At 68.4% G+C, this 12,750-nt stretch carries 19 protein-coding genes; 11 read left to right on the top strand and 8 right to left on the bottom strand.

Annotation, left to right across the window (positions count from 1 at the left end; all coding sequences use genetic code 11):
* The first annotated feature begins 50 nt into the window (after positions 1-50).
* Both AC1RUS_RS02955 and AC1RUS_RS02950 read left to right on the top strand, forming a co-directional pair.
* Entirely contained in the window at positions 51-2,156 is a 2,106-nt protein-coding gene (locus AC1RUS_RS02955; RefSeq protein WP_492912975.1) for a serine hydrolase domain-containing protein, read from the top strand.
* 67 nt (positions 2,157-2,223) lie between these two features.
* A complete protein-coding gene (locus AC1RUS_RS02950) occupies positions 2,224-2,610 on the top strand; it encodes a hypothetical protein (RefSeq protein ID WP_492912843.1) in 387 nt (128 codons plus the stop codon).
* Here AC1RUS_RS02950 and AC1RUS_RS02945 read toward each other — a convergent pair.
* From AC1RUS_RS02945 to AC1RUS_RS02935, 3 genes are read right to left on the bottom strand one after another with little or no spacing between them, the layout of a single operon-like run.
* Positions 2,578-3,018 carry a RusA family crossover junction endodeoxyribonuclease gene (locus AC1RUS_RS02945; RefSeq protein ID WP_492912973.1) on the bottom strand — a complete coding sequence of 147 codons (441 nt, stop codon included), beginning with the start codon at positions 3,016-3,018 and terminating at the stop codon, positions 2,578-2,580. The two genes, AC1RUS_RS02950 and AC1RUS_RS02945, sit on opposite strands and share 33 nt — an antisense overlap.
* Positions 2,976-3,515, bottom strand: a complete 540-nt coding sequence (locus AC1RUS_RS02940) for a DUF1697 domain-containing protein (RefSeq protein WP_492912841.1) — start codon at positions 3,513-3,515, stop codon at positions 2,976-2,978. The genes AC1RUS_RS02945 and AC1RUS_RS02940 overlap by 43 nt, the downstream gene beginning before the upstream one ends.
* On the bottom strand, positions 3,516-3,836 hold the full coding sequence (locus tag AC1RUS_RS02935; RefSeq protein ID WP_035042151.1) for a YbjQ family protein: 321 nt from the start codon (positions 3,834-3,836) through the stop codon (positions 3,516-3,518).
* Between the two features lie 112 nt (positions 3,837-3,948).
* Here AC1RUS_RS02935 and fumC point away from each other — a divergent pair, with 112 nt between their 5' ends.
* The 7 genes from fumC to AC1RUS_RS02900 are packed head-to-tail and all read left to right on the top strand — an operon-like array spanning position 3,949 to position 7,564.
* Positions 3,949-5,340 carry a class II fumarate hydratase gene (gene fumC, locus AC1RUS_RS02930; RefSeq protein WP_492912839.1) on the top strand — a complete coding sequence of 464 codons (1,392 nt, stop codon included), beginning with the start codon at positions 3,949-3,951 and terminating at the stop codon, positions 5,338-5,340.
* Positions 5,340-5,789, top strand: a complete 450-nt coding sequence (locus AC1RUS_RS02925; RefSeq protein WP_492912837.1) for a GNAT family N-acetyltransferase — start codon at positions 5,340-5,342, stop codon at positions 5,787-5,789. The genes fumC and AC1RUS_RS02925 overlap by 1 nt, the downstream gene beginning before the upstream one ends.
* The gene (locus AC1RUS_RS02920; protein WP_492912835.1) at positions 5,786-6,202 is read left to right on the top strand and encodes a DoxX family protein; all 417 of its coding nucleotides are present in this window, start codon (positions 5,786-5,788) and stop codon (positions 6,200-6,202) included. The genes AC1RUS_RS02925 and AC1RUS_RS02920 overlap by 4 nt, the downstream gene beginning before the upstream one ends.
* 55 nt (positions 6,203-6,257) lie before the next feature.
* Positions 6,258-6,389: a hypothetical protein gene (locus tag AC1RUS_RS02915; RefSeq protein ID WP_492912833.1), complete on the top strand. Its 132-nt coding sequence runs from the start codon at positions 6,258-6,260 to the stop codon at positions 6,387-6,389.
* Positions 6,386-6,997, top strand: a complete 612-nt coding sequence (locus AC1RUS_RS02910; protein WP_492912831.1) for an AAA family ATPase — start codon at positions 6,386-6,388, stop codon at positions 6,995-6,997. The genes AC1RUS_RS02915 and AC1RUS_RS02910 overlap by 4 nt, the downstream gene beginning before the upstream one ends.
* 14 nt (positions 6,998-7,011) lie before the next feature.
* Positions 7,012-7,254, top strand: coding sequence for a type II toxin-antitoxin system CcdA family antitoxin (locus AC1RUS_RS02905; protein WP_492912829.1), 243 nt, complete (start codon positions 7,012-7,014; stop codon positions 7,252-7,254).
* 1 nt (position 7,255) lies between these two features.
* A complete protein-coding gene (locus AC1RUS_RS02900; RefSeq protein ID WP_492912827.1) occupies positions 7,256-7,564 on the top strand; it encodes a CcdB family protein in 309 nt (102 codons plus the stop codon).
* On the opposite strand, the gene AC1RUS_RS02895 is transcribed toward AC1RUS_RS02900, so the two are convergent.
* From AC1RUS_RS02895 to AC1RUS_RS02885, 3 genes are all read right to left on the bottom strand, one after another.
* On the bottom strand, positions 7,561-7,965 hold the full coding sequence (locus tag AC1RUS_RS02895) for a YccF domain-containing protein (protein ID WP_492912825.1): 405 nt from the start codon (positions 7,963-7,965) through the stop codon (positions 7,561-7,563). The genes AC1RUS_RS02900 and AC1RUS_RS02895 overlap by 4 nt on opposite strands.
* Positions 7,966-8,056: 91 nt before the next feature.
* Positions 8,057-8,650, bottom strand: a complete 594-nt coding sequence (locus AC1RUS_RS02890) for a hypothetical protein (protein WP_492912823.1) — start codon at positions 8,648-8,650, stop codon at positions 8,057-8,059.
* On the bottom strand, positions 8,650-9,660 hold the full coding sequence (locus AC1RUS_RS02885; protein ID WP_492912821.1) for a polyprenyl synthetase family protein: 1,011 nt from the start codon (positions 9,658-9,660) through the stop codon (positions 8,650-8,652). Before AC1RUS_RS02885 ends, AC1RUS_RS02890 begins: the two co-directional genes overlap by 1 nt.
* Positions 9,661-9,834: 174 nt before the next feature.
* Between AC1RUS_RS02885 and AC1RUS_RS02880 the strand changes: the two genes are divergently transcribed.
* Positions 9,835-10,548, top strand: a complete 714-nt coding sequence (locus AC1RUS_RS02880; RefSeq protein ID WP_492912819.1) for a tRNA1(Val) (adenine(37)-N6)-methyltransferase — start codon at positions 9,835-9,837, stop codon at positions 10,546-10,548.
* A gap of 61 nt (positions 10,549-10,609) precedes the next feature.
* On the opposite strand, the gene AC1RUS_RS02875 is transcribed toward AC1RUS_RS02880, so the two are convergent.
* Positions 10,610-11,173 carry a nucleoside 2-deoxyribosyltransferase gene (locus tag AC1RUS_RS02875; protein WP_492912817.1) on the bottom strand — a complete coding sequence of 188 codons (564 nt, stop codon included), beginning with the start codon at positions 11,171-11,173 and terminating at the stop codon, positions 10,610-10,612.
* A 54-nt stretch (positions 11,174-11,227) separates the two neighbouring features.
* On the opposite strand from AC1RUS_RS02875, the gene AC1RUS_RS02870 reads away from it, so the two are divergent.
* On the top strand, positions 11,228-12,037 hold the full coding sequence (locus AC1RUS_RS02870; RefSeq protein ID WP_492912815.1) for a CAP domain-containing protein: 810 nt from the start codon (positions 11,228-11,230) through the stop codon (positions 12,035-12,037).
* 95 nt (positions 12,038-12,132) lie between these two features.
* Here AC1RUS_RS02870 and AC1RUS_RS02865 read toward each other — a convergent pair whose 3' ends face one another.
* Positions 12,133-12,711 carry a YceI family protein gene (locus AC1RUS_RS02865; protein ID WP_492912813.1) on the bottom strand — a complete coding sequence of 193 codons (579 nt, stop codon included), beginning with the start codon at positions 12,709-12,711 and terminating at the stop codon, positions 12,133-12,135.
* Between the last annotated feature and the right edge of the window lie 39 nt (positions 12,712-12,750).

Here is a 12,750-nt window from a genome sequence, read left to right as displayed (position 1 = left end):
GTCGGTCCTTGACGTCGCGCCTATCGTCCGGAGCCGCCCTTTTGGCGGCCATGATCGGTTTCCTGATCTCGACGCCGGGCCTCGCCCTGGCGCAGGAGCCCGCGCCTCCGGCCGAGGCCGCCGCGGCGGTCGCCCTGCCTTCGGCGCCCCGCCCTTACAGCAGCCTTAACCGCCGTCCGCGCCCGCGGCCGCGCCCGGTCGCGCCGCGTCCCGTGACCGCTCCGGCCGCGCCCGTCGCTCAGACCGCCCCGGCCGAGACCGCCGCCCCGACCATCTTCAAGCCCAGCGCCGCGCCCCTGCCGCCGGCCGAACTCGAAGCCTTCGTCGACGGCCTGATGCGTCGCGGCATGACCGAGGACCACATCGCCGGCGCCACTATCTCGGTCGTCCAGAACGGCCAGGTGGTGCTGAAAAAAGGATATGGCGTCGCCAGCCTGAAGAACCGCCGCGCGGTCGATCCGGACAAGACCCTGTTCCGCATCGCCTCGATCTCCAAGACGTTCACCTGGATCGCTCTGATGAACGAGATCGAGGCCGGCCGCATGCGGCTGGACGGTCCGGTGAACCTGTACCTGCCCGAGGCCATCCAGGTGCGCGGCAAGAACAAGGCCCCGGTGCGCCTTCGCGACCTGATGACCCACACGCCGGGCTTCGAGGACCGCGCTCTGGGCCAGCTATTCGAGCAGGACTATCGCCGGGTGCGGCCGCTGAACGAGTATCTGCGTCAGGAGCGTCCGCGCCGGGTGCGCGAGCCGGGCGCGTTGCCGTCCTATTCCAACTACGGCGCGGCCCTGGCGGGCGCGGCGGTCTCCAACGTCACCGGCAAGCCTTTCGAGCAGCTGATCGCCGACGAGATCATCTTCCCCGCCGGCATGACCCGCACCACCTTCCGCGACGCCCGTCCGTGGCGCGACGACCTGCCGGCGCCGATGACCGAGGCCCTGGCCGCCGATCGCTCGGACGGCTTCCGCTGGACCGCATTGGGCTGGCGCGAGCAGCCGCCCGAGCTGACCGGCCAGATCGCTCCGGCCGGCGGCGCCTCGTCGACCGCGTCGGACATGGCCCGCTATATGCTGTTACTGCTGGGCAATGGCACGATCGACGGCAAGACGATCTATTCGCCGCGCACGGCCCAGGCTTTCCGCACCGTGATGTATCGCCCCGCGCCCGAGGCCGCCGGCTGGAACGCCGGCTTCCAGGACATCGCCCTGCCCGGCGCGCGACGCGGTTTCGGCCACGCCGGCAACACCCTGTGGTTCCACTCCAACCTGGTGGTCGTGCCCGACCTGAACCTGGGCGTGTTCATCGCGGTCAACACCGACACCGGCGCGGAGCTGCCGGCGGTCGTACCCTCGGCGATCATCGAGCGCTTCTATTCGCCGCCGCCGGCCGTGCCGGTCATCCGCTCGATCAGCGACGAAGACGCCCGGGCCTATGTCGGCGACTATCTGGGGGCCCGCCGCGCCTATCACGGCCTGGAAGGCTTCGTGACCCGCATCATCCGCTCGGCCAGCGTTCGCGCCACGCCGGACGGCCAGCTGGCCCTGCTGACCGACAGCAAGTCCACCCTGTGGAACGCCACCGACAAGCCGGGCGTGTTCAAGGCCGTCAATGGCCCCGAACTGCTGGTGTTCGAGGTGTCGGGCGGCCGCGCGATCCGCTTCTTCGCCCCCGACGGCACTGCGGCCTTCGAGCGCGTCAGCTTCCCCTATGGTGCGGGCCTGATGACCTGGATCGTCACCCTGGCGGCCCTGGCCTCGATCGCCACCCTGGCCGGCGTCTTCATGCGCGACCGTCGCGAGACCCGCCAGACCCCGACCCAGACCCGCGCCAACCTGCTGCAGACCACCCAGGCGGCCTTGTGGCTGATCTCGCTGGGCTGCGTGGGCATGTTCGCGTCCAAGGCCGGCGACATCGCCGCGGTGTTCTTCGGCTGGCCCAGCGGCTGGCTGGTCACCGGCTCGGCCTGCGCCCTGGTGGCCACGGTTCTGGCCGTGGTGACCCTGGCCATGGCCCCCATGGTCTGGCGCGGCGGCCGCCGGGTCGACAGCTGGACGACGCTGCGCAAGCTGGCCTTCACCTACACCGCCCTGCTCTACACGATCCTGGCGGTGCTGCTGGCGCTGTGGAACTTCCTGCTGCCCTGGAGCGGCTGATCGTCTCCAAGCCACGGCGCTGATATTGCACCGTTCTCCCAGAGGCAGACCTTTGGGAGGGGAAGACGTGTCAAAGCAGGACGGTTTGATCTTTGCCGGCGCCGGTCTGGGCGCCTGGCTGGCGGCGACGCTGTTCTACGCGGCGTTCGGCGGCGGGCTTCTGGAAAGCGCCTTCTGGTTCTACGCCGTCAACGCCTTCCTGGCGGCGGCGTTCGGGACGTTCGTATTCCAGGTCACCGCCCGGCTGCGCCACATCCGACGCGGCAAGCGCATGCTGCCGATGCTGACCTTCGTCGCGCCCGGCCTGATCGCCAGCGCCGTGGTGATCGGCCAGTTCGAAACCCTGATGCCGTTCGCCGACCCGGTCAGCCTGGGCCGCTACGGCGCGTTCCTGGCGGTGCTGTTCGTGGCCCTGGCCGCCTCAGCCTTCGAGCGTCCGGCGCAAAAGGCCTGATGGGCGCTTGCGCACCACGATGATGATCCGCTCGCGCTCCCCCGGACGGCGCTCGACCAGCAGCCGGCCGACCTGGGCGTCGTCGTGGAAGGCGTAGCCCTTGATCGAGTCCAGCAGCGCCTTGGCCAGGTTGTCGAGATCCATCCACGGCGGTTCGCCGACATATTCCATGAAGATGTCGACCTCGAACTCGCCCCAGGCCGGCCGCGCGCCGCGCCAGACCTTGCGGAAGAACTCGTAGATCAGCGGCTTGTAGTACTTGCCCTGGGTGGTCAGGCCGTCGACCACCAGGGTCAGTTCGCCGCCGGCCTCGCGAGCCCGCACCTTGCCGTGGTGGGTCCAGTCGGCGCCGTCCAGATCCAGGCTCACGCGCCCACCATGTCGGCCAGCTTCAGCACCGTGTTCCAGTTTCGGGTGGTGCCGACCGGATTGCGCTTGGTCTTCTTCCAGTCGCGGTCCAGCACCGAGTCGGCGATGCTGATCGGGAAGTCGATATAGAGTTCGCGCGCCGCGACGACGAACCGCTCGGGACCGGTGTTGGCCGCCCGCAGGATGTCCTCATCTCCCTCGGGCAGCGGCGCCTTCAGGACGTTGACGATCACATGGCTGGGATGATCCAGGGCTTCAGCCGTGAACGGGTTGCCGTCGATGATCGTCCGCAGGTCTGCCGGGGTGCGGACCATGAACTCGGTGCGCAGGCCCATGCGGGCCTCCAGCGCGTCCTCCAGCTGGCGCTCAAGGACCTCGCCGCCGGCGTGGTCGCCCCACAAAAGCAGATTGCCGCTCGCCAGATAGGTCTTGGCCTCCTTGAAGCCGGTGTCCTGGGCGATCCCCAGCAGGTCCTCCTTCAGCACCTTGCGCTTGCCGGTGTTGATCGAGCGCGGGAAGGCGATGAAGGCCTGCATCTAGAGGCGCTCGACCTTGACGGCCGTGCCGTAGGCCAGGACCTCGGTGATGCCTTCCATGATCTCGTTCGCGTCGTAGCGCATGGCGATCACGGCGTCGGCGCCCAGCTCCTGGGCGTGCTGCACCAGGAGGTCATAGGCCTCCTTGCGGGCGGTCTCGGCCAGGTTGGTGTAGATCGACAGATTGCCGCCGAAGATCGACTGGATCGAGCCGCCGATATTGCCGATCACGCTGCGCGACCGCACCGTGATCCCGCGCACCAGGCCGACATGAGAGACGATGCGATAGCCGGGCAGATCGTTGGTCGTGGCGACGAGCATGGCGCTTCTCCTTGCGTCAGGCCGGTATATCGAACGCGGTTGCGCCGCACCATGCCGTTGCGATCCGGCCTCGCGGGGGGTAGACCGCGCCATCTAGATTGAGGACCGCCGCATGACCGCCACGCGCACCGAGACCGACACTTTTGGCCCCATCGCCGTCGAGGCCGACAAGTACTGGGGCGCGCAAGCTCAGCGCAGCCTCGGCAACTTCAAGATCGGCTGGGAAAAGCAGCCGCTGCCGATCGTCCGCGCCCTGGGCATCGTCAAGCGCGCCGCCGCCGAAGCCAACCTCGCGCTCGGCAAGCTGGACCCGAAGATCGCCGAGACGATCATCGCCGCCGCCAACGAGGTCATCGAAGGCAAGCTGAACGACCACTTCCCGCTGGTGGTCTGGCAGACCGGCTCAGGCACCCAGTCGAACATGAACGCCAACGAGGTGATCAGCAACCGCGCGATCGAGATGCTGGGCGGCGAGATGGGCTCCAAGAAGCCTGTCCATCCCAACGACCACGTCAATATGAGCCAGTCGTCTAACGACACCTTCCCGACGGCCATGCACATCGCCTGCGCCGAGCAGGTGGTCCACGATCTGATCCCGGCCCTGAAGCACCTCCACAAGGCCCTCGCCGCGAAGTCGGCCGAGTGGAAGGACATCATCAAGATCGGCCGCACCCATACGCAGGACGCCACGCCCCTGACCCTGGGCCAGGAGTTCGGCGGCTACGCCCAGCAGATCGAGAACGGCATCGCCCGCCTTGAGATGACCCTGCCGATGCTGATGCAGCTGGCCCAGGGCGGCACCGCCGTCGGCACCGGCCTGAACGCCCCCGTGGGCTTCGCCGAGCTGGTGGCCGAGAAGATCGCCGCCGTCACGGGTCTGGCCTTCACGACCGCGCCCAACAAGTTCGAGGCCCTCGCCGCCCACGACGCCATGGTCTTCACCCACGGCGCCATCAACACGGTGGCCGCCAGCCTCTTCAAGATCGCCAACGACATCCGCTTCCTGGGCAGCGGCCCCCGCGCTGGCCTGGGCGAACTGGCCCTGCCGGAGAACGAGCCCGGCTCGTCGATCATGCCGGGCAAGGTCAACCCGACCCAGTCCGAAGCCCTGACCCAGGTCTGCGCCCAGGTGTTCGGCAACCACTCGACCCTGACCTTCGCCGGCAGCCAGGGCCATTTCGAGCTGAACGTCTTCAACCCGGTGATGGCCTACAACTTCCTGCAGTCGGTGCGCCTGGTGTCCGACGCCGCGATCAGCTTCACCGACAACTGCGTGGTCGGCATCGAGCCGCGCGTCGACAACATCAAGAAGGGCGTCGAGAACAGCCTGATGCTGGTCACAGCCCTGAACGGCAAGCTGGGCTACGACGCCTGCGCCAAGATCGCCAAGACCGCGCACAAGAACGGCACGACCCTGCGCGAGGAAGCGGTCGGCGGCGGCTACCTGACCAACGAAGAGTTCGACGAATACGTCCGTCCGGAGAAGATGATCTCGCCGGGCTGATGCTTCAGCTCGTCAGGATCTTTGACGACCTGCCGGAGGACTTCGAGGCTCTCGCCGCCGAGGCCTCCGGCGAAGGCGTGCGCAACATGGCCCTGCTGGCCGAGGGCTGGCGGGGCGGCGTACGCTTTCAGGACGACGGCGAGGCCCTGCTCGCCGCGTTCCTGGCCGGAACGCTCGCGGGGGTCGGCGGCCTCTCGGTCGAGACCGCCGCAGCCGAACCCGCCCGCCGCCTGCGCCGCGTCTATGTCTCCCCGCGTTTCCGCCGCCAGGGCGTCGCCACCGCGCTGGCTTCGGCCCTCATCCAAGAAGGTCTCGACAGCGTCGGTCTGCTGACCGTCAACGGCGCCGCGGCGCCGGCCGCCGGACCGTTCTGGGAAGCGCAAGGCTTCGTGGCGGATACGTCCGGGCCTTGGACCCATGTTCTGCGCCGAAGCATTCCCATGGCATGACCTGGGATGTCCGGAGCCGCACCCGCCTGCTGATCGCCGCGATCTATGCGCCGTTTGGCCTGCTGCACGTCCTGCACAGCCACGGCTTTCTGCCGATCATGCCGCCGGCCATTCCGTTTCCGCGCGAGATCGTGATCTTCACCGGCCTCTGCGAGATCGCCGGCGCCATCGGGCTGTTGATCCCGCGCACGCAGCGTCTGGCGGGGATCATGCTGGCGCTCTACGCGCTCTGCGTCTGGCCTGCCAATATCTACCACGCATTCAGCGGGGTCTCGGTCCCGCCCCTGCCCAGCACATGGTGGTATTACGGGCCGCGCCTGCTGCTGCAGCCGCTGTTCATCTGGGCGCCGCTGTGGGCGGTCGGTGTGACGCGTTGGCCTTCACGGGCGACGCCTAGAGAGAGCGAATTCTAGTTGCAACCTTTGCTTGATATGCGATCCTGACAGGAACGTATCAGGAACTCTACGAATGGTCGCGCTGGATCGCCCTTACTGGATTGAGGCTCGGATCGAGCCGCGCGAGGGCTGGGACGCCAAAACCTATCCCTTCAACCTGCCAGTGCTGCGCGGGTTAGACAGCCTGTACTTCCATCCCGTGTGACCTTCCTGGTTGGCGAAAATGGCTCAGGCAAGTCGACCCTGATCGAAGCCCTGGCCGTGGCTTGGGGCTTCAACGCAGAGGGCGGGTCGAAAGACCATCAGTATTCGACGCGCGAGTCGCACTCGGCGCTCTACCGCTTCGTTCGGCCGGTGCGAGCGCCGCTGAAGGCGAGGGACGGCTATTTCCTGCGCGCCGAAAGCTTTTTCACTACAGCAAGTTATCTAGAAGAGTCAGGCACCAGACGTCGGGGCCAAGCCGGACTGCACGAGCGGTCGCATGGAGAGGCGTTCTTCGATCTCTTTGATCACCGCTTCACGGGCGACGGCCTCTACATCCTCGACGAGCCGGAGGCGGCGCTGTCGCCCAGCCGTCAGCTGTCGTTCCTGGCCAAGCTGCACCAGCTGGTGCTGGCCCGCTCGCAGCTGATCATCGCCACTCACTCGCCGATCATCCTGGGCTACCCGGACGCCTGGATCTACGAGACCTCGGAGCGGGGCCTCAACCGCGTGGACTACGAGGACCTCGACCACGTGACGGTGACCCGGAACTTCCTCAATCGCCGCCAGACCTTTCTGGACGTGCTGCTGTCGGAGGATGACGAGGAATGATAATCTCCCGCCCCATGGACGCCCCGCGACGCGAGCCCGACATCGACCCCGAACTGCTGGCCCAGGCCCGGCGGCTAGGGATCGACGTGGCCGGCTTCAGCGAGATGCAGCTTCGTTTGCACCTGCACAAGGTTGACCCCGCAGGCGCGGAAGAACGCGCCCGGCGCTGGGCGGAAGAGAACGCCGAGGCGATCGCGGAGCACAACGCGAGGATCGCGCGGCGCGGATTGATTTCCGACCACTTCAGAAAGTGGTGATTTGCGGCAGTTCGACGCCTATCTGAACCCTTCGTTGGATAGTCGCGAGGTGGCGCCGTTTCTGGTGGTTCTGTCCTCGCACCATCTGCGCGACCTCGATGAAATCATCGTCGCGCCGGCCGTGAGCGACGCCAAGCGGCAAGTCCCCAGCCTGGAAATCGAGGTTGAAATCCAAGGTCGACGCCTGTTGCTGGTCGTCAGCGAACTCTTCAGCATGGCGGCGAGCGGCTTGCGAAGCCGAGCCGAAAACCTCGCCCGCCACGAAGACGCCATCCGCCGTGCGCTGGACCGGCTGTTCACGGGCTTCTAGCGGCGGACGACCACCACTTCGCGGCCGATCGGGGCCAGCGCGATCAGGGCCAGCTGGAAGTCCTTGATGGCGAAGGGGATGCCGATGATCGTGATGGCCTCGGCGAAGGCGATCATCAGGTGGCTGAGCGCGATGTACCAGCCGCCTAGGATGAACCAAATGATGTTGAGCACGAAGCCCAGCGGGCCGGTGCCAATATCGCTGCGGCCGGTCATGACCTCGCGGCTGACGATCTCCTTGCCGAACGGCCAGAAGGCGAAGCCCGCGATGCGCCAGGCCGCGCCCGTATAGGGCAGGCCGACGATGGTGACGGCCAGCAGGGCGCCGCCTAGGATCCAGAGCAGGCCGGCGATCCAGCCGCCCAGCACGAACCACAGGATATTCAGAATCAGTCGGATCATCGCGCCCGTCCGTGGAAACCAGCCCTAGACGTGGCCATGCCCATAGCGTTTGTCGAGATCAGGCGACCCGGGTTACGCCGAATTCACCCGACTACTTGATCAGCTGCCACTTGCGAGCCCAGCGGCCGTTGCCCACCCGGCTCAGGGCCAGCAGGTAGATGCCGGCATAGATCACCGTGCCGACGCCGATCGCCACCCAGGCCCAGGTCCCCGGGACATTGAGGGTCGGCGCGGTGTCGATCCAATCGTGCGGCGGCGAGCTGAACTCCAGCCACAGCCCGCCGACCCAGGCGGCCGAAAACAGGGTCACGACCGGATAGCGCAGGATCGGGCTCTTCTGGATCAGCAGCAGGCTCTGGACCAGGGCGGCGACGACGCCGGCCGCGATCCCGACCAGCCAGGGCCACCAAGGCCCGGGAACGAAGCGCGCCGTCCGCAGCGCGGCCCATAGCGGAGCCCACAGGATCGGTCCGAACATCAGCACGATCAGCACGAAGCCGACCAGCACGCCCACGCCGCCGCCGATCACCTTGCCGGCCGTCTCGCCAGCCTCGTGGGCGCGGACATTGGGGTCGCCGCTGGGATTGGCCGGCGAGGTCGCGATGATGGTCTGCAGGTGCGGCAGGGGCTCGTCTGGCGAGACCGGGGGGAAGCCCAGCGGAAGAGGCTTTTGCCGCCGCGCCATCAGGCCCTCCGGCTGACCGCGAAGTCGGCCAGGCTTTCCAGAGCCGTGCGCCAGTCATTGGCCGGGAACATCGCCAGGGCCGCCTTGGCCTTGTCGGCGTAGTCGGCGGCGAGGTCCAGGGTGGCGTCCAGCGCGCCCGAACCGATGATCAGCTCGCGAGCCCGGCGGAAGTCGGCTTCGGTCTGTTCGCGACGGCCGATGGCCCGTTCCCAGAACTCGGCCTCGCGGGGGCCCGAGCGGGCGATGGCCAGCAGCAGCGGCAAGGTGGCCTTGCCTTCGCGGAAGTCGTCGCCGGCGTTCTTGCCCAGCGTCTCGGTCGCGCCGCCATAGTCAAGCGCGTCGTCGGCCAGCTGGAACGCCAGGCCCAGGTTCATGCCGTAGGCCCGCAGGGCGTCGGACTTGACCACGTCCACGCCGGCCGACACCGCGCCGGCCTCGGAGGCGGCGGCGAACAACTCGGCGGTCTTGGCGGCGATGATGTCGAGATAGATCGCCTGCGACAGGTTCAGGTCGTGGCTGCGGGTCAACTGCAGCACCTCGCCCTCGGCGATGACGCGGCTGGCGCGGGCCAGGATCTCCAGCGCCTTCATCGAGCTTGTTTCCACCATGAGCTCGAAGGCGCGGGCGAACAGGAAGTCGCCGACCAGCACGCTTTGCGCCGCGCCCCAAATCAGGTGGGCGGCGACCTTGCCGCGTCGCAGCTGGCTGCCGTCGACGACGTCGTCATGCAGCAGGGTGGCGGTGTGGATGAACTCGACCGAGGCGGCCAGCTTCAGGCAGGCGTCGTTGTCCGATCCGGCCAGGCGCGCGGCGGCCACGGTCAGCAGCGGACGCAGGCGCTTGCCGCCGGCGGCGATCAGGTGCTCGGCAAGCGCGGGGATGACCGGCACGTCGCTCTGCATGCGTTCGGTGATCAGGCGGTCCACCCCGCCCATGTCGGCGGCGGCCAGACGCACCAGACGCTCCACCGATCCCGGTTCCCGGGCGAGGGTCGCTGCAACTGCGTCCAAGACCATACTCTCCTTGACCGACGCCCATTGAACGACTGCTCAGGGACGATCGGGCTTTCATCCGCCCCCCAGCAGGATCAGCCGTTGCGAGGGACAATGGTGGCGGGATAGGTCAGGGTCAAGGCAAGCACAAGGCCCGAAACGTTGGACGACCCCCAGCTTACCGAAGATCGCGTGCTGAACGGCCGTGTTCGCCTGCGCCAGAAGGCCGGCGGATACAGGGCCGGCATGGATGCGGCGCTGCTGGCGGCGGCCTGCGACGCCCGCCCCGGCGAGCGCGTGATCGAGGCCGGATGCGGCGTCGGCGGCGCCCTGCTGGCCGCCGCGACACGCCGAACCGCCAGCCGATTCCAGGGAATCGAGCGCGATCTCGAGGCGGTGGCGCTGGCGCGCGCCAATGTCGCGCTCAACGGCCTGGGCGAGCGGGTGGAGATCGCCGCCGGCGACGTGCAGGCCGGCTTCCGCGCCTTGGACCTGCCGCCATTCGACGCGGCGATCAGCAATCCGCCATTTTTCGACGATCCTTCGGCCTTGCGCGCGCCCGCACCGGCCAAGACCGGCGCCTGGATGGCCGACGGCGGTCTGGAGGCCTGGACGAGCTTCCTGCTCAAGGCCGTGCGTGAGGGCGGTACGATCACGATCATCCATCGCGCCGACCGCCTGGCCGACATCCTGGCCCTGCTGGCGCCCAAGGCCGGCTCGTTCAAGGTCCGCCCGATCCAGCCGTTCGCCGACGCGCCGGCCAAGCGGGTGATCGTGCGGGCGATCAAGACCGGCAAGGCCCCGCTGGCGCTGCTGCCGGCCCTGGTGCTGCACGAGCGTGACGGCGGCCATCATTCGACGGCGGCCGAGGCGCTGTTGCGCGGCGACGCCGACCTGGACTGGTAAGGCGGACACGGCTTCACGCGGAAAACCGCAGCGCCATGGGGTGATGCCCGGCTGGAGCCGCCTATTCCGCGTAGAGCGCCAGGGCGTCCAGGCACAGCTCCAGGCCCGTCAGGTCGTGCAGCGGGTCGTTGGTGATGATCACGAACAGCCGGCGCGCCTCGGCCCACAGCATCACCGTCTCCGGCAGGCCGTAATCCTCGACCACGCAGCCGTCGCCGTCGCGCCAGACGCCGGCCTCATCGCGCTGGGCGCCGACGAACGACTCCACGCGGTCGACATATTCGGCCTGGCTTTCGTCGGGCACGTTCAGATAGGCGAAGAGCGGACGGCCCAGGCCCGCCAGCACGCCGGCCTCGAAGGCCGCGCCGGAATCGGACGACGGCCCGCGCCACGGGGTCAGGTTGACCACGCCGGCGTCGGCCTGACGCAATCGCGCCATGCGGGCCGCATAGAGTTCACGCGACTCCAGTTCCGAGCCGGCGTCGGAAGCCGGCGGCATGGGATCGGGCGTCAGGCCCGTGAACCCCGCGTCGATGCACAGGGCGCGCTGCCGCGCCGCCTGGGCCTCGGAATCGGGGAGCCAGGCTTCCGGGCCGGCCAGCCATATGGAACGTACGGGACGCATGACGCTTTAGAGCTCGGTCCATGGGGTTGCTGTCAATCACTGTTGAAAGCCGCGATGCCGCAAATCCTCCGTAGAACCCTCCTGCAGGTCGCTCTGGCGACGCCCTTGGCCTTGGCCGCCCGCGCGACCTCCGCCGCGCCCGTGGAGCGCTGGCAGGCCTATGAGCGGCGTCTTCGCGCGGGCCTGGCCGACGCGGCCGGCGGCGACTTCGACGCGGGGTTCGAGGAAACACTGCTGGACCTCAACAACCTGATCCGAGAGCGTCAGGGCCTGGCGCCCCTGGCCGGCGATCGGGGCCTGACCCTGGCCGCCCGCGCCCACACCGCCGACATGGCCCGCACCGGCGTCTTCGACCACGCCACGGCCGACGGCTTCACCGCCGCCGGTCGAGTTGGCCTGCTGGCGCGCGATCTGGTCGGCGCGCCGGGCGAGAACATCGCCATGCGCCGCAACGCCGCCGGCGCGGTGCGGCCCGAGCAGATCATGAACCAGTGGCGCGACAGCCCCGGCCACCGCGCCAACCTGCTGGCGAGCGGCTTCACCCATGTCGGCTACGGCGTCCTGCGCCAAGGTCCGCGCGTGCTGGCCGTGGGCGCATACTGCGAGGTCGCCGCGCGGCTGGAACGGCCCGCGCCGCTGCGCGTGGCCTCGACCGACCAGATCGCCGCGGCGCTCAGCCGGGCCAGCCCGCCGATCGGCCAGTTCTCGGTCTCCGAGCCCGGCGGCGAGGTGCTGACCACCACCTATGTCGAGGGCCGCCCGCCCTCTGTCCTGCCGCCCGGAGCCTGGCAGCTGCGCCCACACCTGTCCTGGGGCGAGCACCGCCAGCAGGTCGCCTGGGGGCCGGTGTTCTTCCTCACATAGATTGTCATCCCGGGCGAAGACCCGGGACCGCGGCGAACTCAGAGCTTCGCGGCGGTCCCGGCTCGGCGCGCTTCGCTTGGCCGGGATGACAGCTTTTACTGCGCCACCGCCAGGGTCTCGATGCGGATGGCGACGTTGTCGCCGATCAGGCCCGCCGCGCCGGCGCTGCCGAAGGCCTTGCGGCTGATGGCGCCGGTGATGGTGAAGCCGGCCTGTTTCTTCTGGTTGTTGGGCGCCGTGCCCAGCTTGTTGAGCTTGACGTCCAGGACCGTCGGCAGCGTCACGCCCATGATGGTCATGTCGCCGGTGACCTTGGCGGTGTCGGGGCCGGTCTTTTCGACCTTGGTCGACTTGAAGGTCATGGTCGGGTTCTTGGCGGCGTTCAGCCAGCGCTCGCCGGTGACGTGCTCCTCGCGCGTCGCGTTGCCGGCCTGCAGGCTGGCCACCTCGACCGTCGCCTCGACGCGCGACTTCTCGGGCGCGGCCTCGTCCAACCAGATCGTGCCTTCCGACTTGCCGAAGATGCCCAGGATCGAGGTGAAGCCGAAGCGATCGATGGTGAAGGTGGTCTCGGTGTGGGTCGGGTCGAGTTTGTAGGCCACCTCGGCGGCCATCGACGGGGCTGCCGAACCCATGGCGACGCAGATGGCGGCGGCGGCGAAAAGGCGTTTCATCAGGCGGTCCCTCCAGTCCCCTTCAGCGGGGCCGCAGGA

The sequence above is a fragment of the Caulobacter sp. GW821-FHT10F06 genome, from assembly GCF_058809215.1.
The sequence above is the reverse complement of the archived record's forward strand: the minus strand, read 5'-3'. Positions and strand labels throughout refer to the sequence as shown.